The organism is Chryseobacterium flavum, assembly GCF_003385595.1.
In the GTDB taxonomy this organism is placed as follows: domain Bacteria; phylum Bacteroidota; class Bacteroidia; order Flavobacteriales; family Weeksellaceae; genus Chryseobacterium; species Chryseobacterium flavum.
In genome coordinates this window covers 97,019-123,261 of the sequence record NZ_QNUE01000008.1, presented here as the reverse complement: position 1 = coordinate 123,261, position 26,243 = coordinate 97,019, and the positions used below count along the sequence as shown (strand labels likewise).

20 protein-coding genes are annotated in these 26,243 nt (G+C 34.6%); 5 read left to right on the top strand and 15 right to left on the bottom strand.

All coding sequences use genetic code 11. The features are described 5' to 3' along the window. Window positions 1–178 precede the first annotated feature (178 nt). Window positions 179–940, top strand: a complete 762-nt coding sequence (gene rpsB, locus DRF59_RS11980; RefSeq protein WP_115960138.1) for a 30S ribosomal protein S2 — start codon at window positions 179–181, stop codon at window positions 938–940. 154 nt (window positions 941–1,094) lie between these two features. Here rpsB and DRF59_RS11975 read toward each other — a convergent pair whose 3' ends face one another. The 9 genes from DRF59_RS11975 to tsf all read right to left on the bottom strand — a co-directional run bounded on the left by DRF59_RS11975 (window position 1,095) and on the right by tsf (window position 15,377). Further along, on the bottom strand, window positions 1,095–1,532 hold the full coding sequence (locus DRF59_RS11975; RefSeq protein ID WP_115960135.1) for a DUF6759 domain-containing protein: 438 nt from the start codon (window positions 1,530–1,532) through the stop codon (window positions 1,095–1,097). Between the two features lie 5 nt (window positions 1,533–1,537). Beyond that, window positions 1,538–2,236 (bottom strand): DUF6759 domain-containing protein, encoded by a 699-nt coding sequence (locus tag DRF59_RS11970; protein ID WP_115960132.1) that lies wholly within the window; start codon window positions 2,234–2,236, stop codon window positions 1,538–1,540. 17 nt (window positions 2,237–2,253) lie between these two features. Next, on the bottom strand, window positions 2,254–2,931 hold the full coding sequence (trmB, locus tag DRF59_RS11965) for a tRNA (guanosine(46)-N7)-methyltransferase TrmB (RefSeq protein ID WP_115960129.1): 678 nt from the start codon (window positions 2,929–2,931) through the stop codon (window positions 2,254–2,256). Between the two features lie 98 nt (window positions 2,932–3,029). Further along, on the bottom strand, window positions 3,030–3,803 hold the full coding sequence (locus tag DRF59_RS11960) for a DUF6759 domain-containing protein (protein WP_115960126.1): 774 nt from the start codon (window positions 3,801–3,803) through the stop codon (window positions 3,030–3,032). A 237-nt stretch (window positions 3,804–4,040) separates the two neighbouring features. After that, entirely contained in the window at window positions 4,041–4,832 is a 792-nt protein-coding gene (locus DRF59_RS11955; protein ID WP_115960123.1) for a hypothetical protein, read from the bottom strand. A 155-nt stretch (window positions 4,833–4,987) separates the two neighbouring features. Continuing rightward, entirely contained in the window at window positions 4,988–8,386 is a 3,399-nt protein-coding gene (locus DRF59_RS11950; RefSeq protein WP_115960120.1) for a T9SS type B sorting domain-containing protein, read from the bottom strand. Window positions 8,387–8,494: 108 nt separating this feature from the next. Then, on the bottom strand, window positions 8,495–11,341 hold the full coding sequence (locus DRF59_RS11945) for a T9SS type B sorting domain-containing protein (protein ID WP_115960117.1): 2,847 nt from the start codon (window positions 11,339–11,341) through the stop codon (window positions 8,495–8,497). A 133-nt stretch (window positions 11,342–11,474) separates the two neighbouring features. Continuing rightward, entirely contained in the window at window positions 11,475–14,318 is a 2,844-nt protein-coding gene (locus DRF59_RS11940) for a T9SS type B sorting domain-containing protein (RefSeq protein ID WP_115960114.1), read from the bottom strand. 234 nt (window positions 14,319–14,552) lie between these two features. Next, window positions 14,553–15,377, bottom strand: a complete 825-nt coding sequence (gene tsf / locus DRF59_RS11935; protein WP_115960111.1) for a translation elongation factor Ts — start codon at window positions 15,375–15,377, stop codon at window positions 14,553–14,555. A gap of 143 nt (window positions 15,378–15,520) precedes the next feature. Here tsf and DRF59_RS11930 point away from each other — a divergent pair, with 143 nt between their 5' ends. Continuing rightward, a complete protein-coding gene (locus DRF59_RS11930; RefSeq protein WP_115960108.1) occupies window positions 15,521–16,264 on the top strand; it encodes a DUF6759 domain-containing protein in 744 nt (247 codons plus the stop codon). A gap of 57 nt (window positions 16,265–16,321) precedes the next feature. On the opposite strand, the gene DRF59_RS11925 is transcribed toward DRF59_RS11930, so the two are convergent. Both DRF59_RS11925 and gltX read right to left on the bottom strand, forming a co-directional pair. Continuing rightward, window positions 16,322–17,278 carry an acetyl-CoA carboxylase carboxyltransferase subunit alpha gene (locus tag DRF59_RS11925; RefSeq protein ID WP_115960105.1) on the bottom strand — a complete coding sequence of 319 codons (957 nt, stop codon included), beginning with the start codon at window positions 17,276–17,278 and terminating at the stop codon, window positions 16,322–16,324. Window positions 17,279–17,327: 49 nt separating this feature from the next. Next, complete coding sequence (gltX, locus tag DRF59_RS11920; RefSeq protein WP_115960102.1) at window positions 17,328–18,836, bottom strand: glutamate--tRNA ligase; 1,509 nt, start codon at window positions 18,834–18,836, stop codon at window positions 17,328–17,330. Between the two features lie 553 nt (window positions 18,837–19,389). Between gltX and DRF59_RS11915 the strand changes: the two genes are divergently transcribed. The 3 genes from DRF59_RS11915 (at window position 19,390) to DRF59_RS11905 (ending at window position 22,188) form a co-directional block, all read left to right on the top strand. Continuing rightward, window positions 19,390–20,637 (top strand): MAC/perforin domain-containing protein, encoded by a 1,248-nt coding sequence (locus tag DRF59_RS11915; RefSeq protein ID WP_115960099.1) that lies wholly within the window; start codon window positions 19,390–19,392, stop codon window positions 20,635–20,637. Window positions 20,638–20,738: 101 nt separating this feature from the next. After that, window positions 20,739–21,536, top strand: a complete 798-nt coding sequence (locus DRF59_RS11910; protein ID WP_115960096.1) for a glycosyltransferase family protein — start codon at window positions 20,739–20,741, stop codon at window positions 21,534–21,536. 10 nt (window positions 21,537–21,546) lie between these two features. Then, window positions 21,547–22,188 carry a glycosyltransferase gene (locus DRF59_RS11905; RefSeq protein WP_115960093.1) on the top strand — a complete coding sequence of 214 codons (642 nt, stop codon included), beginning with the start codon at window positions 21,547–21,549 and terminating at the stop codon, window positions 22,186–22,188. Here DRF59_RS11905 and DRF59_RS11900 read toward each other — a convergent pair. The 4 genes from DRF59_RS11900 to DRF59_RS11885 are packed head-to-tail and all read right to left on the bottom strand — an operon-like array spanning window position 22,185 to window position 26,191. Then, a complete protein-coding gene (locus tag DRF59_RS11900; RefSeq protein WP_115960090.1) occupies window positions 22,185–23,474 on the bottom strand; it encodes a glycosyltransferase in 1,290 nt (429 codons plus the stop codon). The two genes, DRF59_RS11905 and DRF59_RS11900, sit on opposite strands and share 4 nt — an antisense overlap. After that, window positions 23,471–24,436, bottom strand: coding sequence for a glycosyltransferase family 2 protein (locus DRF59_RS11895; protein WP_115960087.1), 966 nt, complete (start codon window positions 24,434–24,436; stop codon window positions 23,471–23,473). The genes DRF59_RS11900 and DRF59_RS11895 overlap by 4 nt, the downstream gene beginning before the upstream one ends. 19 nt (window positions 24,437–24,455) lie before the next feature. After that, complete coding sequence (locus DRF59_RS11890; RefSeq protein ID WP_115960084.1) at window positions 24,456–25,442, bottom strand: hypothetical protein; 987 nt, start codon at window positions 25,440–25,442, stop codon at window positions 24,456–24,458. 2 nt (window positions 25,443–25,444) lie between these two features. Next, window positions 25,445–26,191, bottom strand: a complete 747-nt coding sequence (locus DRF59_RS11885) for a DUF5672 family protein (protein WP_241505574.1) — start codon at window positions 26,189–26,191, stop codon at window positions 25,445–25,447. Window positions 26,192–26,243 lie beyond the last annotated feature (52 nt).

Here is a 26,243-nt window from a genome sequence, read left to right as displayed (position 1 = left end):
ATTGGCTACAGAAATGTATTAAATTTTTTTTAAACTTAATCTCGGCGAAAAGCCAATTGCCAAAAGCAAAAAGCAAACCGCCAATTGCCCGTTACGTTTAGCATCCAAACGCTTCTCCCATCTAAAGAAGTTGTTGATTGTTTAAAAGACGGAAAGTAAACTAACAAAAACAGAAAACATGGCAAAAGCAAATGTAAAAGACCTTTTAGAGGCTGGCGTACACTTCGGTCACATGACTAGAAAGTGGAATCCAAATATGGCTCCATACATTTTTATGGAGAAAAACGGTATTCACATTGTAGACTTACATAAAACAGCAGTTAAACTGGATGAGGCTTGCAGCGCTTTAGAAAAATTAACTTCTGCAGGTAAAAAAGTTCTATTTGTAGCGACTAAGAAACAAGCTAAAGAAGTTGTTGCTAAGCACGCTCAGGAACTTAATATGCCTTATATTACAGAAAGATGGCCAGGTGGTATGTTAACGAATTTCGTTACTATCAGAAAGGCTGTAAAGAAGATGAATGCTATCGACAAAATGAAAAAAGACGGTACATTCGAAACTTTATCTAAAAAAGAAAGATTACAGGTTGACAGACAAAGAGCTAACCTAGAGAAGAACTTAGGTTCTATTGCTGACATGGTTAGACTTCCTTCTGCAGTATTTGTAGTTGATATCTTAAGAGAACATATCGCGGTAACTGAAGCTAAGAAATTAGGTATTCCAGTTTTCGGTATCGTTGATACAAACTCTGACCCTAGAAAAGTAGACTTCGTTATCCCAGGAAACGATGATGCTTCTAAATCTATCGATATGATCCTTAGCGTAGTATCTGAATCTATCAAAGAAGGTCAGTCTCAAAGAAAAGCTGATAAAGAAAAATCTAAAGAAGAAGGAGAAAAAGTATCTGCTGATACAGATGCTGATTTCGATGCAGAATAATTAAAGATTTTCTTTACTATAGAAAAGACGTTGGATTTTATCCGACGTCTTTTTGTTTATGTATATTTAGACAGAGTAGAGTGCCTTTAATATTCCGGTAATCCTCGACCCGAATTCAGAAATAATAAAACCTACAGATTTCTGCAGGTTTATTTTAATTGGAAAGTTTTATAGAATAAGAACTTGTTATAAATTTTGTGGACTGATAAGAAGAATTACAAACCATCCCGGATAACCTGTAGTTTTGGTTCTTTGGAAGCATTGTATATCCTATTTTTCCTGCGCCTATGGGAATTTTTTTAAAAAAATTACTACCGCTTACAGTAAGTACCATATTACATGGAGATTTGTTTTCTACAGAAATTGAAGTTCTTGGATTAGCAGGATCATCATTATTCAGGAGATCATTAAGTACTTCAGCTGTTTCTGGCTTATAAGTTTTCATCAGCTCATTGTATTCTCTTTCTGTATTGGCTCTGTTTCCGGATGAATTATTGGTGGGAAAAGGATTTCTTACGGGGTAGCCACCATAGTTGACATTACAACTGTTTAACAGGACATATGCACTGATAAAAACGAATAGCTTTTTCATACAGTTTATTTTTTTGTTTTTCTTTTTAAGCTTTTTTTGCGGACTGTCTTTTCGGATTCCTGTTTTGTGCTTTTATCTGTTTCCGTCAGAGATGGTACAGGATTACTGATCGTTACAAATATACTTTTTTTAATGTCTTTCTGAGAGATATATTTCAGATCACAAATATTGCTGGTAAGAATGTATGAGCCTTTATTGAGAATAATAAAATTTTCTCCACGTGCCGGAACAGCCAGATTGTAGTAATCCTTTCCTTCAATTCTCAGAACAATATTACAATCCGAATTATTTTTAAATAAAAGAATAGCTTCTTTTCGGGTAATATCTTCGCTAAGCATAGCATTTAGGAGTTTTACTGTTTTTTCTTTATGTTCTTCTGAGCTTTCCGCAATTAATCGTTTGAATTCATCCGCTTCATCTGAACCTGGATTTCTCATAACACTTTTAGGGATATCCGAAATAACAGGCCTTGCCTCCATAGGTTTTGCGGTTCGTGCACCTTTTGTCCATTCTGCATTTTTCAACGCAATAAGTTTAGGTTTTAACACGCTTTTCTTCGGATCGTCAGGATGTGCTGTCTTTAAGTATTCTTCAATTTCCCTGATATTTGTGCTTTTCAGAATATCTTTGCTTTTTTTTTGAGCATAAACAGAGGTTGGGAACAGGGAAATGAAAAATATAAATCGTAAAAAATTTTTTTTCATTGATGTATATTATTTCATCAGCTTATCCGGAATTTTATATAAGTTATGGTTTTTCCTTTTGCTGAAAAGAGTTCTTCATAGTAGGTCTTAATATCTCTTAAATGCTCCGTCTTAGGATCATATTCAGGTGCACCATAGATGTCATGGTGAGCCGTGATAATTTCATAGCCAGCCCCTTGCAGGTAACCGAGTGTGTAACCGTGTAAAAATTCAGAATCTGTTTTTAAATGAATAATTCCTCCCGGCTTCAGGAATTTTTTATATCGGTTTAAAAAGTCAGGATGTGTTAACCTGTGCTTGGTACGTTTATATTTTATCTGTGGATCAGGAAATGTAATCCAGATTTCATCTACTTCGTTTTCAGCAAAAAAATGATCAACAAGCTCAATTTGTGTTCTTAAAAAAGCTACATTATGCATATTATTTTCTACTGCTTCTTTTGCACCGAACCAGAATCTCGCTCCTTTGATGTCTATCCCGATAAAGTTTTTTTCAGGAAAAGTTTTTGCAAGCCCTACAGAATATTCACCCTTTCCACACCCTAACTCCAGAACAATGGGATGATCGTTTTTAAAAAAATCCTTTCTCCAGTTACCTTTCAGTTCAAAGTTGTTTAAAGCATCTTCTCTTGTAGGTTGAATAACATTTGGTAATATTTTATTTTCTGCAAATCTTGCTAATTTATTCTTGCCCATTGAATCATTTATAAATGACTGCAAAAATAGTAAAATTTACATAGAAATTATGCCTTTTAAGGCTAAAAGGCATGTTAATGAAAGACTTAATGAATTGATTACTGGGATGACACACTCCCTAAGGCAACCATTATAGGTTTTTGTACAGTTTTCTGTGAAGCATATTGTGCGCCACATACAAGACTGGTAAACAAATACTGTCCTTTATCTATTACTATTGAACTTTCACCCCTGGCGGGTACAGCTAAACGATATTTTAGAGTACCTACTCCTTCCATTCTTACAATAATATTACAGTCTGATTTATTTTGAATAAGGACAATACATTCCTTGGCATTGGGATCATTGTCAAATAATGAATTTAATATTTTGACTGTTCTGTTCTGATGTTCAACCGGAGATACAGACATCAGCATATTAAACTCTTCAGCTTCGGTATCAGGAACAGCTGTATTAGCAGTTGTATTAACTACAAAAGTATTTTGGGCAGTACTTGGAGTATAAACAGTGGTAGACTTTTTCGCAGCAAGTTCAGCCTTATATTTAGCAATCTGTTTCTGTTTAATGATTGCATTCATCTCATCAAAACTAATCTTCGTTGAAGGTCTTCTCCGTAGCAAGGCAAGCATTTCCTGCATGTCTTTTACTTTCTGATCTTCCGGATGGGCATTTTTAATATATTCTACCATCATTTCCATTACCCGGGGCTTTAATACGGATCTTCTTGGATCATCAGGATGAGCGTCTCTTAAAAAAGCATTGATTTCATAAATATTTTTGCTTTTTAAAATATTACTGTAATCTTTCCCTTTTTTTTGAGCAGATACAGTGAAGAATAAAACAGAGCTAAGAAGTAAAAATATTTTTTTCATTAATAATATTAAGTTAAAAAAATGAGTACTTTCTTAATTTGTGTTTGGTGGTAATTAGTATTTGTAGAATAACGGAATATTATTGTTTTTATTTTTAATCCGTAATCATGACCTAAAATTACATTTATTTTTGAATATTCAGAAATATATTGTCAAAAATGAATTTGTCATATCGGAAAATAATTGTCTTTTCTATAAAATACCCTGAAAATAAATTAACAGGGTATTTAAGAAATATTATTTGCTGATTACCTCCTGAAGGTGGGAATTTCTCAGACGTCTCTGGTATATGGGAAGATATTTTTCAATCGGAATTTTTATGGCTTCAAAATTTCCGGCCAATACATAAGGCTGAATATTTTCAGATGTATATACGAACTGAAGGAAGTTATCAATTAAGTTTTCAGGAATTTTGAACCTAAGGAAATAATCCTTACCTAAATAATTTTTAATCTGACTAACAGAATTATTCATTGTCTCATAAGCCAGATAACGTTGTTTTTTCTTTCGTTCTCCGGAAAGCATGTCGTAAATACTTTCAAGGCTCAGGGTAAGCCCGCCATCTCTCAGGCCGGCAACAGGAAGTTCCGGCGGATTACCATCTCCTTTCGGCTCAGGAAGTCCGATCACTTTTTTCAGAGCCAGGCTCTTATCCTCTTTTCTGATAGAATTAACATCATACCGGAGGTTGCCGGTAGGTTTAAATCTGCTGAGAACAATTTCCTGGATCTCATAATAAGCAATTTTCAGCTCTACCAGATTTTGCTGTGCCATTAATTGAGGAGTAAGTTTGATATCTTTTCTTTCTGTGACTATAGAGGTAAAGCGAATCACATCACCGGGACTGGCAGGAACAGTGAAGTGACCATTGTAATCAGTAAGAACCGTCTTTTGGGTATTAAGATTCGTTACATAAACCTGATTAAGATACAAGATTGAATTGTCTCGCAGAAATACCTCTCCGGAATATATTTGTGCATTGATTTTTGCCAAAAAAACCAATAACAATAGAGTAAATAGTTTCTTCATATAATTAGGCAAAATTACATAGAAATACGGCAATTTGCTTCAAATAAGATGAAGAATACAGGTTAAAGTTATATTAAACTTTAGTATTAAATTGTTAATGAGTGTTATAAACCTGTTTTTAAAATTTATTTTAGTTAAAAAATGATATTGTAGCTCTATCTGTGTTTTACCAGAAGCCAGCTGGAATATTTTATTTTGAGTGCAGACCCGTACTCTGTCCAGCTGATAAAATACCAGTATGTAGCTGTTGGAACATATCTGCCTCCAATTCTTCCGTCCCAGGTATATCTGTTTTCTGGAGTTCCCCTGAAGACTTCTGCTCCGTATCTGTCAAAAATTCTGAATTCAAGATTATCATTGGCCATCAAAGCAGAGTAGTTTATCCCCTCATTATACCCATCACCATTTGGAGTAATGGTATTGATAAGGTTAATGATAGCAAATGATTTTTTTACCTCTCCGCATAATTTGGAATCCCTTACAAAAACATGATGTGCACCTCTCGGTACATTCTGAAAAATATTTGAGCTCTGCCATATAACGCCATCCAGGGAATATTCATAAGGAGGAGTTCCCCCGCTTACACCTACTTTTACAGTAGTTCCATCAATTTCAATTGAGGTAATAACAGGTAATGGTAACTCTGTAACATTTACATGTTGTCTGTAAACACAGCCATTAAAAGTCAGATCTACCCAATAGCTTCCCACCGGGACATTGGTAATGGAATGTGTCGTTGCACCGGTACTCCACAGATATTTATCAAATCCAGGGCCTGCATCTAATGTAGTGGTCATTTTAGGACAGATCGCCTGGTCTTTTAACAAATCAGATTTTTTAGGAATTTTAATGAGAATTTTAAGGGACGCAACCTCCGGGCATATTCCGTTTTTTTCAAACCGGATGTAAAAAGTTTGAGAATTGTTGATGTTGGCTGCTGCTGAAATGGGATTGACATTATTTTGTGCATCAGCCATGCTGTTATGAAAAGTGAAGGTAACATTCGGATCAATAGTGAACAGAGGTATGAATTGTGTCAGATTTACTGGCTTTATTCCATCTAAATCATCATCACAAATATCCTGAGTTGCAGATGTTGTTAATAACTGTATCCTTGCGCTGATACTAAAGTGTAATGGTTTAATTACCGAAGCACAGCCATCTGGAGAATCTACTCTGATGTAAATAGTAACGGGAGCAGTATAGCTCCAGTTATTTGGAAGAGTATTGGTATTTCCGGCATTGGCATCGTTAAGATCAGCATAATATCTTACATTAGTAAAATAGACAGGGTTATTAAGGACGATACCTGTTATATTGGAAAGGATAATATTTACGATTCCATCCAGGTTATCATCACAGAAATTTCCGTTATAGTTATCCAGGACAATTGCTTTGTTAAAAAGATGAAGGGTTATTTTGGCAATACTCTTACATCCGAGATCACTCTTTACGACGGCATATACAATAGTACCATTAGGAGCCGTGTATGATGTGGAGTTTGTAATCAGCGCTGCGGGATTTTCAGTTTGTGCATCTACCAGGGTCGGATAGTAAGTAATGTCGACAGGAGAACTGGTCGTTACACTTGCTGTGGTGAGGTTGAATACTCCCTGGCCGTTGATGTCGCATACGCTTAAGGTTGCATCTGTGACAGGTATAGCAAGGATATCAATAGTTACAGTTACTGTTTCACAGTCAGGAAAATCCGGGTCATTTCCACAAAATGTATAGGTGAAAGTATCAGTCCCGGATGTTCCCGGAGTATTGACTGTATAAGTAATGACTCCGGTAGCCGGATTTATAACGGCCGTTCCTAAAATGGGTGCTGTTGTAATAGCAACTGTTGCCGGAACAGGGGTTTGTGATGAGTTGGTAAAAGTTGGAGTTATTGTTTTTGATATACATACGTCATAGGCCACAGTACTGATCTTTGTACAGTTAAGGACTTTATATTGCTCTGTGACCAACGGTGCACAACGACCCATGGTAACAGAACAAGTATAATATCCGGATTGGGTTGGTGTGATAGATGCACTTGTAGCTCCTGATACAGGAGTTCCGTTTCTATACCATTGGTAAGTATCATAAATAACAGGGTCTACTGTAAGGACAATTCCCGGAATACAATCTCCTCCCGACTTTATAATTACAGGCTGAGTAGGGAAGCCGGCAAAAAAGCCTCCATATCCTATCGCATCACTTCCGGCATTGATTCCTGCTGTTATGGCTTTATCTGAAACCACGGTTATTGTCCCGGTTACATTGGGAATTCCATAAGTTACCCAGTTGGTAGTCCCTGTCATATCATATGGGCCGGTATTTGCCGGAGGTGTTCCACCATTTACGGTAACGGTAGCTCCTCTTTCTGTAATAAGATTCAGTTTCGTGGGGATGTTAAGTATACCTGAAGGATTCCCGTTTGAATAGACAAAATTCTCATTAATAAAACCTAGCTCATTAATCTGTTTTGGCAAATAGCAGTTAAGTGCAGGTATAAAATTGAATCCACCGGTGGCGACCTGATTTAGGGTATTTGAACTTCCTGCGAGTATCTGATATATATATGCATTCTTAGAAGTCTTGATATATAAATTATAATGACCATTTCCCTGAAGGACATATTTTGTATCTGGAATTACAAAATATTTTCCGGCATTGATGGTTGCAACGGGTACTGTTTCATTATTTACATATATCTGGGTATTGTTCTCAGTGGCAATAACTATTGCTCCTTCCATATGGGATCCAATGTTTCCGTTTCCTTTTACAAGAGCAAACTCATTCCCAAGCCTGTCGACGGGCACAGCCTGATCCATTAAGATATCTGAACTTGTCGGATAATCCCCTGCATACTGCCCGTTGAAATTTCCATTGGTAATATTGACGGGCTTGTTTGAGCTGATTTTTGCCCCGATAAACCCATCAGAATTATCTGTAATATTCCCAATACCGTCAATAATATATGATTGCCCTTTGTTGAGTGTAAAAGTCATTGTTGGATTGGTCGCTCCGGTAGTTCCATTTGAAAATTGAACAAGAGGGCTGTATCCCGATATCGTAACGGTGGTATTGTCTTCTGTAGCAAGGATACTCGTCATGAAATTCAAAATAACATTGCTTACAGAGATTGGGGCTGAAGCCGTAAAAAAGTTTTTACCGGTGGATGGAATTCCTTTTGATGTTATGATTTCTGCATGATTGAAAACAGAAAACCTTAAGTTAGCATAAAAAGGGAATTCAGCCTTTAAATATAATCCTTTTGTAGTTGGCGTGAATAGATCTGTTTGTTGGGTAGTAATGATATATTCTCTTAATACATCAAATTTCTGTGGATTATTCTTACTGATATTAACTGTTCCAATCAGGATATTATTGTTATAAATGTTAACGGGAAAAGGAGTAGTCCGGTTGGTAGATAAATATATTTTCTGATACGGATTTGGACTGCCTGTCCGATCTATCATTGGAGCGAACCAATGCTCCCTGTCTAATTGTGCGAGTGCAAAGGTGAAAGTATAAAATATAAGTAGAAAAGATAGAATTTTCTTCATTCAGTAATGGTATTTATCACAAATTTAATAATAAAAAGCATTAAATGCTTGGAAATATAATAAAAAAGCCACGGCATACGGCCGTGGCTTGATATTTCAGTATAAAATTTATTCTCTGTTTTTTACTAAAATCCAACCGGAGAATTTAATAGCAGTTTGTTTGCTGTTGGGTTCGGTCCATGCTACCTCGTACCAGTAGTTTCCGGTAGAGACTCTTTTATTTCCATCTATTGTTCCGTTCCATTTATATCCATTTAACTTGTCTGCCTGATAAATTTTGGTCCCATATCTGTCAAAAATATTAACCACAAGGTTGTTTTTATTTGCCAGAGAAGAATAATCAATAGCATCATTTACCCCATCTTCATTAGGTGTTATAACATTGATCAAATTAGGAACTGTAATATCCACTTTTATCGGTTCGCAGTTATAGTCATCCTTTACATAAACGCTTGTGTTTCCTCTTGCTATATTAGTGAAGATATTAGAGTCCTGCCAGTTAAGGTTATCAATGGAATATTTGTATGGAGGTGTTCCGCCCACAACATGCACTGTAATCGTGTTATTGGAAATGTCAATATTGGAAATGACCGGTTGCTCTGAAGCATAAACTTTTACCGTTTGCATTGTTACACAATCACCTGTTTTAAGTTTTACCCAATATGTTCCTACACCTACATTGCTGATGATCTGCGTTGTAGCTCCTGTACTCCATTCATAGCTTTTAAATCCGGGTCCCGCATCAAGTGTTGTTTTACCTTCTATACAGATGATTTTATCAATCAGTATATCTGATTTTACCGGAGGTAAAACCGTTAAAGTGACCTCTGCAACTTTGTAACATCCGTTAGCATTCGTTACTTTTACATATACAACACCATTTGGAGCAATATAATTTGTCGGATTTAGAATCTCGTTGGTTCCAGCATGAGCGTCAGCAAGAGATGGATAATATTTTTTAGTAACACCGTTCTGTGTGGTTACAAGAGCGTTTGTAAGATTGAATAAGCCTGTTGCCGGATTCTCTTCAAGGAAACAGGTTCTTAGTGCAGCATCATTTACTACCGGGCTTTCAGATATTGTTAGGTTTAATGTTATTTCTTCACAATCAGTGAATTCAGGATCATTTCCACAGAATTTATAGACAATGGTATCTGGTCCTACATAACCAAAAGCAGGGGCGTAGCTTATTACACCAGTCACCGGATCAATAATGGCATTACCATGAGCCGGAGGAGTAATAATAGTTACTGATCCCGGAACAACAGTCTGGGTAGAGTTTGTAAATGTTGGTATAATCTGTTTTACAACATCACAAACAGTATCATTTAAAGTAGTTTCAGCCAGACAGGTAAATACTTTATAAACAGGAGTAACAACAGGAGGACAGGTTCCAACTGTAATTTTTACAGTATAGTTACCTGACTGGGTAGGTGTATAAGAAAATGATGTTGCACCGGGAATAGCTGTATTATTTCGATACCATTGATAGGAGTCAAAACTATCCCCTACCTCCAGTACGAGACCTGGAATACAGTCTCCGGTCTGCTTTGCAATAACAGGGATGGAAGAGAAACCTGCGAAATACCCTCCATATCCTACCACACCGCTACCTCCGGAAATACCTGCTGTGACAGCCTTTGTTGAAGTTATTGTAACATTTCCGGTGATATCAGGGACAGAATAAGATACCCAATTGGTAGTTCCGCTTACCGGAAAAGGTCCTTGTGTAGCAGGTAAAGCTGTTCCGTTTACTGTTACGGCTGCTCCTGTTTCTGTGAGGATATTTAACTTTACAATATGGTTGTTAAGTGTAGTATAATACGGAAGATCTTTAAGCTTTCCTATTTCATCAATCTTTCTCGGAAGATAACAGTTTAATGGGGGAATATAATTAAACCCAAGCGTAGCATTGCTGTTAGCAATACCAGCCATTAGCTGATAAACATAAACATTTTTTGTGGTCCGGATGTACATGTTGTAATGGTTATTTCCCTGGTCAATATAATTGGTATTGCTTGTTTTATTAACTCTATAGCTTTCACCCTCTGCAAGGGTAGCAACAGGAGTTGTACCGTTGTTTATATAGACCTGTGTGCCTCCCTCGGTTGCTACTATTAAGGCATCTTCCATTCTTTCGCTAATATTGCCATTTCCTTTTACGAGAACGAATTCGTTTCCAAGCCGGTCGGTAGGAACCGATTGATCCATTACAATATCAGATCCATCATAACTTGTTGTTATGGCAAACTGACCATTAAAATTTCCATTGGTAACGGAGATAGGCTTATCCGATTCTATTTTTGCTCCAATAAAGCCTTCTTTGTTCACAGCTTCATTACCTACTCCTTCAATAATATAAGATTGACCTTTGTTTAAAGTCATCGTAAGGGTAGGATTAGTAATTCCTGTCCAGCCATTACTGAATAGAATATTCGGAGAATAATCAGAAACCGTAACTTTAGTATTGTCTTCAGTGGCTAAGATTCCTGTCGTAAAATTAAATCCGCTATCAAGTCTCTCAATAGGAGCTGTTACAACATAGAATTTTTTACCAATTCCGGCTTTACCTTTAGACGTTAATATTTCACCATGACTGACTACAGAAAATCTGTATGTTACAAAATAAGGCTTTGTTCCTTTTGTATATAGCCCTTTATTTCCCGGTGTAAAAAGTTCACCCGTGCCACTCGCAACCATTCTGTTTAAAGGGACATCAAATGTTTGCGGTGAGCCTTTGCTTACTGTTACAGTGCCTAATAAAGTATTATTACTATAAATTTCCACAGGGAACGGAGTTACGGAATCTGTAGAAAAGTACAGAGCCTGTTTAGGGCTGCTGAGTTGTGTTGATCTGGCTGCCATGGGAGCAAACCAATGTTCTGTATCTCTCTGGGCAAAAAGCATATGAACTGCCACAAATAATAACAGAAAAAAAGATAGAGTTTTCTTCATAGATGTTATATTAGATTTTTACAAAAATAATAGAATAATTAATTATTCCTAAAAATAATTGTGAATTTCGTTGATAAATTAATAAATAAACCACGATCATTAAATCGTGGTTTATGATAATATGTTTTAAAGATTAATCCCTGTTTTTTACCAGAATCCAACCTGTATATTTTATTGGGGTCTTTTCTTTGTTCGGCTCATTCCAGTTGATATGATACCAGTAAGTTCCTGTTCCAAGTTTTTTATCAAAATGTCTTCCGTCCCATTTGTAATTATTGAACTTATTACCGGTAAATATCATATTACCATACCTGTCATAAACTACAAAAGAAAGGTTTTCTTTATAAGCAAGCTCGCTATAATCTATATAATCATTTACGTTATCACCATTAGGCGTAATGGCATTTAGTAAATTCGGAACGGTAACCTCTACAGAAACAGGCGTACAGTCATAAGCATCTTTTACATAGAATGTATGCTGTCCTCTGGATAGTCCTGAAAAAGAATTGGATTCCTGCCACTCAGTAGTTCCGTCTACTGCATATTTGTATGGAGGTTTTCCTCCTGTTACAATTACGGATGCAGTATTGTTGGATATCTCAATTTGTGTAATTACAGGATCTTCTGCCTTTTTTACTCTTACAGTCTGAGGCAGGAAGCATCCATTTTTACCTAGAATTACAGTATATTCGCCAACACCAACATCTCTGATACCTGACGTGGTAGCACCTGTATTCCATTCATATGAATCATAACCAGGTCCGGCATCAAGATTTGTTTTAGCATCCATACAGATATACTGATCAACAAGAAGCGGAGATTTCATGATTGGTAATGCAATAAGTTCAATTTTTGCATTTGCTGTACAGCCTTCAGCCGTGGTAATCTTTACATATACAGTTCCTCCTGTAGACGGGAAGTTGTCAGGAGTTGTTATTTCATTGATACCAGAATTAAGATCATTTAATGTACGATAGTATTTTTTAACAACAGCAGTATAATCAGTTACTTTTGCTTTGGTGAGATCAAAATAAGCGTAAGGAGCAACATCATACCAGCATGCTTCAATAGTAGCGTCCTGTACAATGAAAGGGACGACAGTAAGTTTTAAGGTGACTTGCTCACAATCAATAAATTCAGTAGCGGCCCCACAGAATTTATAAACAATTTCATCCGGCCCAAGATAGTTTGCATTGGGAACATAAGTAATGGTTCCGTTAGAATTTACAACTGCTGTTCCGTTAGTAGGCGGCGTGATAATTATTACAGAACCTGGTGCAGGGGTCTGAGTAGAAGAAGTAAAGGCTGGTGTAATAATTTTTGTAGCACATGCATTAAGGTTCTGAGTCGTTTCTTTTAAGCAGGTTTCCACTTTATAGATTGGTGTGGTAACAGGTGGACATGTGCCCATTGTTACTTTTACGGTATAATTTCCGGACTGTGTAGGAGTATAGGTATTGGCGGTTGCTCCCCCAATGGCAACTCCGTTGCGGAACCATTGATAGGATTCGTAGCTGTCATCTACTTCCAAAACGATTCCCGGAACGCATTCTCCTGATTTTTTTGCAATAACAGGAATGGAAGAAAAACCGGCAAAATAACCACCATAACCAACGGCACCACTTCCCCCGGCAATACCTGCAGTAACAGCTTTTGTGGAAGTGACCGTAATATTTCCTGTTGCATTAGGTACTGAATATGAAACCCAGGCTGTAGTCCCTGTCACAGGATAAGGACCTTGCGTTGCAGGAAGCGGGGAACTGTTTACATTAACCACAGCTCCTGCTTCAGTAAGTATATTTAATTTTACAGTATTATTTGTCGGTGGTAAAATGTTTACCATGGCAATTTCATCAATCTTTCTGGGTAGGAAACAGTTCAATGGCGGGACATAATTATACCCCAGGGTTGCCGTATAATCATTGATACCTGCTAAAAGCTGGTATACATAAACATTTTTAGATGTTTTGATGCGCATATTGTAATGACCATTTCCCTGGTCAATATATTTGTTAACAAATGTATTGTTTGGTCCTTGGCATGCACGTACCCACTGACCTTCATTAAGCGTTGCTATCGGAGTCGTACCATCATTTATATATACTTCGGTATTGTCTTCTGTAGCAATAATTAATGCATCCTCAACACCGTCCGCGATACCGCCATTCCCTTTTACAAGAACAAACTCATTTCCTAATCTGTCGGTTGGTACAGACTGGTCCATTACAATATCTGAACCATCGCTCCCATTAGCTGGTGGTAGCGCAAACTGGCCATTAAAGTTTCCATTTGTAACAGAAATTGGCTTATCTGCAACTATTTTAGCTCCTATAAATCCCGTGGCATTTGTCCCGTTATTTCGAAGACCTTCGATAATGTAGGCTTTCCCTTTATTTAAAGTAAAGGTCATCGTGGGATTGGTTGCTCCGGTTGTCCCATTAGAAAACTGAACTCCCGGGTCATAACCTGAAACGGTTACTGTAGTATTATCTTCTGTAGCTAAAATTCCGGTTGTAAAGTTTAGAACAGTAAGACTCTGACCAGTCATCGGGGCAGCAGCAACATAAAATTTCTTCCCAATACCAGCTTTTCCTTTAGATGTTAATATTTCTCCATGACTTAAAACACTGAATCTGAAATTCACAAAATAGGGTTTAGGCCCTTTAGTATAAAGCCCTTTTCCTACCGATGTGAATTTTTCATTTACGTCAGAGGTAATCATATTGGAAGTTGTGACATTATATACTTGAGGATTCCCCTTGCTGATTGTCACAGTGTCTAATGGCAGGTTGTTACTGTATATTATCACCGGGAAAGGATCTATAGAATCGGTAGAAAAATATAGGCCCTGTTGTGGACTGTTAAATACTGATGAATTGGCCGCCATTGGTGCAAACCAATGTTCTGTATCCCTTTGAGCAAAGAGTGGATTGATTGTCAAAAAAATTAGTACTAAACTGAGTAGAAATCTTTTCATGTGTATGGAATTAGGATTTCTACAAAATTAAAATAAAAAATGAAATACAGTTAATGAAATGTGAATAAATGTTAATAATTGTTTCCGATTTTTAATTAAAAAAGCTCTTGGATGTAAAAATGGTAATTTCAAAATTAAAATTTGTATTTATCAGAAACACCTTTATTTATTAGTACTTCCCAAAAAAAATCCCGATGAGTACTCATCGGGATTGTTATTTTTTTGAAAGCTTAATTAAAGGCTTACTCTTACAAATCCTGTTACTTTAAGGTCTGCATTTACAGATTTTACATAATCAGCAACAGATTGGTTTGCATCCTTAATGAACGCCTGGTGTACCAATGTGTTATCTTTGTAGAATCTCTGCATCTTACCTTTAAGAATGTTATCGATAATGTTTTCAGGCTTACCTTCTTTTATCAGAAGTTCTCTTTCGATTTCTAATTCTTTGTTGATTGTTTCCTGAGATACAGCAGTTTCATCCAAAGCGATTGGGTTCATGGCAGCAACCTGCATAGATACAGATTTAGCAGCTTCATCTGCTCCGTCTACTTTTGCAGAAAGTGAAGTGATAGCAGCAATTTTGTTTCCTGCGTGGATGTATGCACCTAAGAATGGCCCTTCAATTCTTTCGAAAGCACCGATCTCAATTTTCTCACCGATAACTCCTGTTTGTTCAACTAATTTCTCAGCAACAGTAATTCCGTGGAAATCAGTAGCTAAAAGCTCTTCTTTAGTAGAAGCAAAAATCGCCATTTCAGCTAATTCATAAGCTAATTCAATGAATGCTTCATTTTTAGCAACGAAGTCAGTCTCACAATTTAAAGAAATAACAGCACCCAAAGTGTTGTCTTCGTTTACTCTTGCAATAACAGCACCTTCGGTAGACTCTCTGTCAGCTCTGTTGGCAGCAACTTTTTGTCCTTTTTTTCTAAGGATATCTACTGCTTTTTCGAAGTCTCCTTCTGCTTCAACTAGAGCTTTTTTGCAGTCCATCATACCTGCACCTGTTTGGTTTCTTAATTTTGCTACGTCTGCAGCAACTGGTGTATAAGACATAATATCTATTATTTTTTATTTAAGATTAGTATTAATTTTTAGCTTAATTTTAGAGCAGTGCAAAGATAATGATTTTAATGATAAACTAAAAAATGACTTTTCACGTTATTAATATATTTAATACTATTTTAAAGTTTTGATTAATGAAAAAAATCTTCTTCCTCTTATTTATATGCATTTTTTCTCTTGGTTTTTCACAAAAAAAGAAAAAATCAAAATCTAAAGCTGTTGTAGAAAAAGAAACTGTTATTATTTATACGGAACAGGAGGCAGAGATTTCAAAAGAAGCAAGGGTAGTTGCTGGTTTTATTAAACAAAATCCGGGTCACGAAAAAACAGATTACTTTAAAAGAAAATTAATGGAAATCATTATGGCAGATAATTCACCGGAAGCTAAACCCACAGTAAAGCCAATTAGTAAGGATAAGATTGAAAAGATTGTTAAAAATAATGAACTGAATAGTGGTAAGGTGCTTGCTGCAAATAATAATACATCTGCCAATGATAAGACAACTGCTGCGATTAATGCTTTAAGAGAAGAAAGAGCTGTAAGTTATGCTTCGGCAGGATCTGCCAAAAGTGCTGGCACAAAGGCTGGACCTAGTGAAGAAAATAAAAAGAGAGCGGCTATGCTTACTCATCTCTTTAATAATGATATCAATAAAAATGAGGCTTATGTTAACATTAAAAATCGCTCAAATTGTAATCTGATCGTAAAGATAAACGGTAAGAAATATTATAATTTAAGTGTTCCTGCAAAAGGAGAAAATTTTATTTTGATTGAAAAAGGAGAATATATTCTTACAACAATGGTATGTGATGCCAAATATTCTTCATTGAAAAGAATTAACCAGGACATTGAAATAGCACTTAATATTGCTGATTAGAAGAAGACTAAAGCTTATTAAAAAAGGTTAAGAAAAACTCTTAACCTTTTTGTTTTTTTATCCTTTAAATTGCCCCATTGCAATAAATTTATCCTGTCTCTGGGTTTCAAGCTCCTGTCCTGTAAATTTAGAAAAAGCTTTGATATTTTGCAGAATAGAATTTTTTAAATTTAAATAAGTGGTTTCCGGGTCATAATGAGCTCCTCCAAGTGGTTCTTCAATAATGCCGTCAATAAATTTTTCCCTTAATGCATCCTGGGGAGTAAGATTCAATGCATTGGCTGCATCTTCTTTGTGATCCCAGTTCCTCCATAAGATAGAAGAGCAGCTTTCAGGCGCAATTACAGTATACCAAGTATTTTCCAACATATATACTTTATTTCCAACACCTATTCCCAAGGCTCCGCCACTTGCTCCTTCTCCGATAATATAAGTGAAGATCGGGGTTTTAAGCTGAACCATTTCAAAAATGTTTCTTGCAATAGCTTCTCCCTGTCCTCTTTCTTCAGCTTCCAGTCCCGGATATGCTCCTGGTGTATCAACTAAAGTTACTACAGGGATATTAAATTTTTCAGCAAGCTTCATTAATCTTAAAGCTTTTCTGTATCCTTCAGGATTTGGCATCCCAAATCTTCTATGCTGTCTTTCTTTTGTGGTCCTTCCTTTCTGAGTCCCTATAACCATTACTTTCTGGCCATCTAAGGTAATCAATCCTCCAATCATTGCCGGATCATCAGCGAAATTTCTATCTCCGTGAAGTTCTAAGAAACTGCCTTTGTCTGCCATCCCATTAATATAGTCTAATGTGTAAGGACGATCTGGGTGACGGGACAGTTGTACTCTTTGCCAAGGTGTAAGATTTTCATAGATTTCTTTTTTCTTTTCTAAAATCTTATCCTCAATTTGGCTGCATGCTAATTTTACATCAACACCACTTTCTTCTCCTACTAAAGAACAGGTCTGGTATTGATCCATTAATTCTTTGATAGGAAGTTCGAAACTTAAATATTCCATTTCTTGAAGTAAATTAAATCTTTCAAATGTATGAAAAATTATGGTAATTTTATTTAAAATTATTTACAGCATTGTTTATTCTGGATATAGTTTCCTCTTTTCCAATGATTTCCATGATATCCGGAACGTCCGGGCCTTTAAGCTCTCCTACTAAAGATAAACGTAATGGCATCATAACTTTACCCATTCCTAAACCCTTATTGTCAGCAAAGTCGTGAACAGTTTGCTTTAACATTTCAGTACTGAAATCAGTTGTTGAAAGAACGGATGCTAATTCTCCTAAAATAGCAGAGGTTTCATCATTCCAGGCTTTTTTTGATGCTTTTTCATCGTAAGCAACCGGGGAAGTAAAGAAAAACTTTCCATTTTCATAAATATCTTTTGGAAAAGTTGCTCTTTCTTTCATCAGATGAATCACTTTTAATAATTTTTCATCCGATGAACCTGAAAGATCAAGGTCAGTTTTTTTAAGAATCTGCAGAAGCTCTTCATCAGATTTTAGCTGAATATACTGATGATTGAACCATTCTGATTTTTCTTTACTGAATCTGGCACCCGCTTTATGTACTTTATGAAGATCAAACTCTCTGATCATCTCATCCATAGAAAGGATTTCCTTATCATCTGCAGGAGACCATCCCAATAGAGCTACCATATTAATGAATGCTTCAGGAAGGTAGCCATTTTCTCTATATCCTTTTGAAACAATTCCTGTTGCAGGGTCTTTGAAATCAAGCGGGAATACCGGAAATCCGAACTTATCACCGTCTCTTTTACTTAACTTCCCTTTTCCCTCAGGTTTTAAAATCAGTGAAAGGTGAGCAAATTGTGGAGCCTTCCATTGCATCGCTTCATACAATAAAGTATGCAGCCCCAGCGATGGCAGCCATTCTTCACCACGGATGACATGAGAAATTTCCATTTCATGGTCGTCAATAATATTGGCAAAATGATAGGTAGGCATACCATCATTTTTTACCAAAACCTTATCATCTAGAGTATTGGTATTAACAGAAAATTTTCCACGGATAATATCTTCAAGATTCAGAACTCTGTCAACAGGCATTTTAAATCTTACAACATATGGTGTTTTTTCATCCAATAACCTTTGAACTTCATCTTCTGAAAGAGCAAGACTATTTCTCAGACGGTTTCTTGTTTTGTTGTCATAAGAAAATACCTCCCCCCTGGCTTCAAATTCTGCACGCATTGTATCCAGTTCCTCCGGGGTGTCAAAAGCAAGATAGGCATAATCCGTTTTTAAGATTTGTTCAGTATATCTGTCATAGATATCTCTTCTTTCAGATTGTCTGTAAGGAGCAAATTTTCCTCCTTTCTTAGGGCTTTCATCAGGAATGATACCACACCATTCTAAGGCTTCTTCAATATATTCCTCAGCTCCTTCCACATATCTTGCAGTATCCGTATCTTCGATTCTTAATACAAACTCTCCTCCCTGGTTTTTAGCAAAAAGATAATCATATAATGCAGTTCTTACGCCTCCTAAATGCAAAGGTCCGGTGGGACTTGGAGCAAAACGTACTCTTACTTTCTCCATTTCAATTTTAATTTTTGCAAATTTACTTAATTTATAGGTTTTAAAAGTTTAGAGGGTAAATTTATTTTATTATAAGCAAGGGTGTAAAATAGAAATTGTTTTTATTCCTGTTATCCCTTACATACATGTAAAATAGTTATTTATTGATTCTAATGCATAGTTGGTGAATAAGCATTAAATTCATAAAGAAAAGATTTTTGTTAAATTGTTTTCGTTTGTTGTTGATTAGGAATTTGTTTTTTTAATTAAAATTCTTATGTACGAGAATTAATATTTTTATCCTTCTTCGTAATATACGTGTTTTTCATTGTTTTTTTGTCTTTTTATAGTGATATATTTCACTTTAATTATGCTGTTTAAAAGTGTATAAATAGTAATTTTGCGATAATTAAAAAAAATATATGAAAAAACAATTTTTATTTTATTTCAGTACTTTACTACTTTTTATTACTTCTTGTTCTGAAGATTTAAATAATGAAGTAACACCTGAAAATGTAGGCAAAGTAATCCTTCAACTTTAGCAAGATCTGCAGGTGATGGAATATATGATGTCTTGGGGCACGGGTATAATGCGGCAGGTGAATATGCAAATGCAAATGCCGCGGGATTTAAGGTGATTGATATTGATCGTTTTAAAATGGAGCAAAGTGGAAGGTTGATGTCTGAGAACACTTTTTCACAAGAATATGTAGAAGATTATGGAGAAAATGCTGAGTCTTATTCTAAGATGATTTCAACAAAAGTGGATGTTACTGCCGGAATCCCATTATTTAAAAAAACACTTTCGGTAGGATTTAACTCAGCAGTGACAACCAACAACAAATTTGATGCAAAATACATTTATGGTAGCTACAATCTATTAATTAAGCAAAAAAGACTTAGATTTAATGCTACAACAGAAATGTTATCAGATTATGTGACTCCGGAATTTGAACAAGACTTGCAGACTAAAACGCCTCAACAAATTGTACAGTATTATGGAACTCATGTTGCAGTAGACATTTATACAGGAGCCAAAATGGATATTATATTTCAATCTGAGACTCGTAATGAAGATCGTGAACGGGCAGCAAGAATTGGAGTGAAAGTCGGAATGAAAGGTATTTTTGATGTAAATGTTGAAAATGATGTAAATACATCAGAATCTACCAAGAATTTTTCTAAAAAACTCTCTTACAGAACAAGAGGGGGAGATCCTTCAAAAGGCCTAATTGGGGAGTTAAATCTTGATCAAAACAATCCTAAAATTAATATTGCAGGCTGGCAGAACAGTTCGACACCAAATAACTCTGTATTGGTAGATTTTGGAAATAATGGATTAGTATTTATTTTTGATTTGGTAAAAGATCCTGCAAAAAAAGCTTCGCTTAAATCTTATGTTATTCAGTACCTGATCGATAATAAAGTAATGTTGGATTATATTCCAGTTCCAATATACGGATTCTATAGCGGACAAGAAAGAGATCACTTCCTTTCTACTTGGCCAGGAACGCCAAATACTTATGTTGCTGAGGGAGAATTTTTCAAGGCGTATAGCTATAAGGCACCTGGAACAATTCCAGTTTATCAATATTATAGCCCACAAGAGAAAGATCACTATTATTCAACCTATCTGGGCACTCCTGCTACTTATACATATGAGGGAATTGCTTTTTATGCTACTATGGACAGCACAAAAAAACCAATTTATCAATTTTATAGTCCATCTCAGAAGGATCATTACTATGTTGCTTCACCGGGAGGAGCTCCGGTTACCCCACGTGAGTATATAGCAGAAGGTATTGCTTTCTATGCTTATTAATCAATGAAATAAAAAATAAAAAGATAAAGCTGTATGATTATTTCATACAGCTTTATCTTTTTAAATGTATTTTTGTATGATTAAAAACATTTAGATAATCAATGAAAAAAGCAATTTGCCTTTTTATCGTAGGAGAAAAATACTGGAAAATGTATGAAAGAAATAAGATCCAGTTTGAACATTATGCTAAAAAGTGCGGAGCTGATATAAAAGTTATTGATCAACCGTTGGATGGAAATTTCCACAGGCCACTCCTGGCTCAAAAGTTATTGATACCATCCGTAATGCAAACCTATGATGTAGTTCTTTTCTTAGATCTGGATATAATTATTTCAGATAAGGCTCCTTCAGTTTTTGAATACCTCCCCGAAGATAAGTATTTCGGAGCCATTTTAGATCCCAGAGGAACAGAAGAGTTCAACAGAACTTGGAGACATATTCCAAGAATATTAGAAGAAACCAACGAGGTATATTTTACAGATCGTCATTTTACCCCCCATCCTTTGTTACAGGGGAGTATCAATGGAGGTGTATTTGTTTTCAGACCTAAAAAAATTGCTGATACATTTAAAGAATATTATTATTCAGATCATAATCAAGGAGAACTGAATAGTTTTGAAGAATCACCTTTTGCTTATTTTTCCCAGATTAATAGTTGGTTTGAAGCTCTTCCGGATAAATTTAATGTTCAGATTTTATATAAAATAAAAGGGACTGAAAAAGGGAATCAGGTAGAACTTCATGAGAAAAAAGTATTGAAATTTTTAAAAAAATATTACCTAAAAAAAACAGGATATTGTTTCTATCCTACTCAATTATATAAGTCGTTTGTAAAAGAATTAATTGCAGAGAATTACTTTGTTCATTTTTCGGGTAATTACCCGATAGTTTATAATTAATAGAAGAGATATGTTTGATTTTCTTAAACCAGTTACGATTTCCTATGGTATAACTGTATGCAACGAATCCAAAGAGCTGTGCAAACTTTTGGATGTATTATTGCCTTTAATCGATAAAAAAGATGAGGTTATTATTTTAAGAGATATGACAGCTCCTGATCAAAAAGTGGGAGAAGTATTGGAAAATTATAAATCAAAGGTTAAAATTATTGAAGCTCAACTTAATGGTGATTTTGCTACATTTAAAAATAATCTCATTAAACATGCAGAATGTCGATATCTTTTCCAAATTGATGCTGATGAATATCCCGAAGAAGATCTTATTAAGACCCTGAAAGCCTATCTAAGAAAAGAAAGTCGTGGAGATTGCTTTTTTGTACCAAGAATAAATATTGTCGACGGTATTACAGAAGATTATATTCGGAAAATGAAATGGGATATAAATGAAATGGGATATATTAACTTCCCTGACTATCAGCCCAGAATTATTAAAAATAATAAAAATATATTCTGGAAAAATAAAGTCCACGAAACCTTTTATGGATATAGGAAAGTAAAATATATTCCGGCAGAAAATAATTTATGTTTAATTCATAGAAAAGACGTTGAAAAACAAAAAAAACAAAATGAATTTTATGATACGTTAACTTAATCTTCCCAGAAATATTTTCTGTTTTTTCCAGTTAATTTATTTTGTAAATTTTTGAATTTAATTTTCCATTGAACACTCTTGATACTTCTTATCTTATCAAGCTTTTCTTTTAATGAATTATTTTCAAATCTTAAAAGCATTTCATTTTTTGATTCGCTTTGTGATACTTTTCCTATTAGCTCCGTATAGATAAAATCGAGTCTTTGCTTAATCTGGTTGCCAATCTTTTTTGGAGACAAAAATTTTTTTACATCATCCTGTCCTTTTTGAGCTATTTGTTTTGATAAGCTTTCATTATTAAATACCAAAAACATTTGTTCGGAAGCATGAGCTACATTGGCATCGGCCCAAATATCTTTATCATTGCTAAAATAATATTCATTCCCTGTTCCGATTAAATCATATTTAACAGGAAAATGGTTATTGATATTCATAAACTCAGTATTGGCGGAATAAGCTGTAGCAATAACTGGTTTTCCTAAATACATGGCTTCAGCCATTGTTAATCCAAATCCTTCTGATCGATGAAGAGATACGAAACAATTGCAGCAATTAATCAGACTATGAAGCTTATTGTTTTCGAAGATTTCCTCTATTAAAATAATACTTTTGTTATCGCTGATTCTATCTAAGATTAAGCCTTTTTCATTTGGAAACTCTTTACTGATAGATGTTTTAATAACCAGTATCACATCTTCATTATTGCGGCCAAAAGCCATTTCATATGCATTGATCGTGGCTAATGGATTTTTTCTGGTTATTGAACTATGATAATCAAACATGGTCATAAAGATAAATGGAGTCTCCGGTAAATTGAAATCTTTTCTGCCATAAGGAGTTTCCTCTATTTCTATAGAATGCATAATTCTGATAACAGGTACAGGAGAAACTTTAGAAATTGCTTCTACGCAAAAATTACTTGGAGTCCAGATCTCATCAAACAGATTAAAATAATCTCTAAACTGATCAGGGAAATTCTCCAACTCCCAAGCCCAGAAAGCAATGTTAAATTTATTTTGAAAATAAGAGGGATCAACTGTTTTAAATGTATTTGCTAAATTATCCGGATTTATTTGTACAAGGTTAACTTCAAAAGGATTTTCAGAAGAAATGGTTTGCTCAAAATTAATTTCCCCAGTACTTTCCGGCATTATTAAATTAAAGTCATTAATAACATACGGAATTTCTACAGATTGAATGGCATTGATATTGGCTCTTACAGCTGTTCCAAGGCCAAAAGCTTTATTGATGTATCCTGAGATATTTATACCGTAATTGTGATTCATTTTAGCTGTCTCTTATTATTTATTTTATCTGATATGTTTAAGAAAAAAGAACGAAAAGGATATTTTTTCATCATCTCATGTTTGTATTTATGAAAAATACCTTCAAACAGTTCAATGTTCTTTATAAATATATTCCTATGAATTGTGGTGTTATTTAATAAACCTACATTCTTTTTATAAGAATTACAGGTTCGTTTTAAAATATGTTTGTAGTTTGAAAAACTTATATCATTAAAATTAGGGTTAAAAAATTTTATTAATCTATCCTTTCTTTTTTCTGTGTTTTCAAAAAAAACTCCTCCTACTTGCTGGTTTTGATGTTGTCTGTAATAAAAAGTTTTTGTATCTAAAAAATCAAACTTATTTTCAGAGGCAGCTATTAAGGCAATCCATTCGTCATGGTGAAATTCCGGAACCATTGGAAAGGGAATTGTTTTTTGAATAAAATCTTTTTTAATAGCCATTGTTGCTCCGGTTGCTATATTTCCGGAAAAACTTATGATTTCAAAATAGTTTAATTCTTTACCTGTTTTTCTTATAAAAGGGATTACATCCCAGATTGTTATAACATTTAGAATATTGTCATTTTCATCTATTCCGTAACCGTTAGATGCAATTACTGAAATGTTGGGGTTTTTATTAAAGTGATTGAGATAAATCTGTACTTTTTCATCAATCCAAATGTCATCCTGATCACTTAGAAATATGATTTCATTTGTACATAATGACACAGCTTTTTCAAAATTCTTTACACTCCTTAAATTTTGTTCATTAATATGGACTTTGAATATTTCAGGATACTGTTTCTGGTAAGAATTTATGATTGAAATAGTGGTATCTGTAGAACCATCATCACATACAATAATTTCATCTACAGGAACAGTTTGTTTCAAGATAGAATCAAGCTGTTGTTTTATGTATTTTTCTCCATTATAGGTGCAAAGCGCAACTGAAGTTTTCATGAAATAAATTTAATTTATTTTAATTGAATAATAGCTGTATCCAATTACTAAAAGAATACTTATGGTAAACTTCTTCAGAAGAACGAATATAATCAGTATTCAGGAAGTCTTTGACTTCAGATAAATTATGTTGATTCAAAAGAAATATATTATTTGGGTTATAAAAATCATAGTTTTTCACCAGCTCATTATTTGTGATCAGTTTTTTTCTGAATCCTACTGCTTCAAAAACCCTGAATGATAATCCTTTATGAATAGAATTCTGAAAATCAAGAATAATATTTGAAGCTTTTGCATTTTTCATATTTTCCTCGAAACTCATTCCGTTTTTTGTAAAATGTATAGGGAAATTACGATATTTCCTGATATGCTTTTCTTTATTGTAAATAACATTGATATTGGTTTTCAGGTTTATTTCCTGAAATAATACCGAAAGGTTGCAAAGTTCATCAATACGATCTCTCATAAAAGTTCCTACAAAGAATAAATCCTGTTTTATTTCAGAGCTTTCAGGCAGATAATCAAAGTAGAAATTATGAATATGTTTCGTTTGGGGGTACTTTATAGTATCTCTTTTATCAAAAACAAAAAAACGATCAAAATATTGAATAGTATCCCCGGCTAAAGGAAATCGTTGCATCCCATCCCATTGATAAGCAACGGTATAGTTGCTTTTTTGCTGGATTTTTGCCAAAACATTTTTACTGAATAAATCCGGGCGGACCACCAGAGCATAATCTGCCTGGCTGATCTTATCCAGAAAAAACAGCTGCGGTTGTTCCTTTTTTTCGGCCAATATCTTAGCTTTAAAAGTCCTGTTGTTGCCGAATGCTTTTTTATAAATATGAATCAGGGACTCTTCAGCACTAAGTTTTACCTGCGAGCAATCATGTTCTACAATAAAAACTTTAAAACCAAGATACTCAAGATTCTTTTTAAAAACCTTCGGTAGCCCAAAATGATTTGGAACTGCTAATATGATACTTTTATCTTTAAAGTCGTTCATTTTTATATTGAATATCCTGCTTCAGAAAAATAAGGTCTCCAGAAATCCTTTTCCTTATTCCATCTGTGGCAGCCAAAAGGAAGTTTTCCTTTGTTGATGTTCATTGCTTTTTCCTGTTTGTTCTCAATAGAGAAAAGACAGGCTTCTTTATAATTAGGTTTAGAAAAAATTATACCATTTCTTTCAGGTTCAATGCTGAAAAATACATCTTCTGCGTAAAACTGGCCGGAGTTTTTTGGATTTAAATAAATTTTAGTTACTTCAGGAATCTTTTCAAGAACTTCTATAAACTTTTCCCTTTTTCTTAGAGACAGACCTCCGTTTCCTACATTGTTGTAAAGAAGTGATTTATCTTTTTGCCATTTTCCATTCCCTTTAAAATTGACAACGGATTTTAATTTTGCAATGGTTTTATCAAAAATTAATTTAAATAACGGAATATTTTCTGCACTCCGTATCCATGGAGCTCCAATATAGTCATAGTCTTTTTCACACCACTTTAAAAGATCTTCTTTAAATACAAAACAGTCAGTTTGATAAATTAGTATATATTTTTCTGAAAAACTTTTATAAAATTCAAGACTCAGCATAAGTTGATTATAACCAAAAATATTTTGAAAGTACTGGTCATCAAAACTCAAAAAGTGAGCAGCAAAATTCTTATAGGCATCAAGAAGCAGGCTTTTAGGATGTATAAAAGTAATTTTATGATTTCCTAAAACATGAAATACCTGATTGAGTGAAATCAAATCATCGCGATCAGGTATTTCTTTATATATTGGAATAATAATATCAACCAAA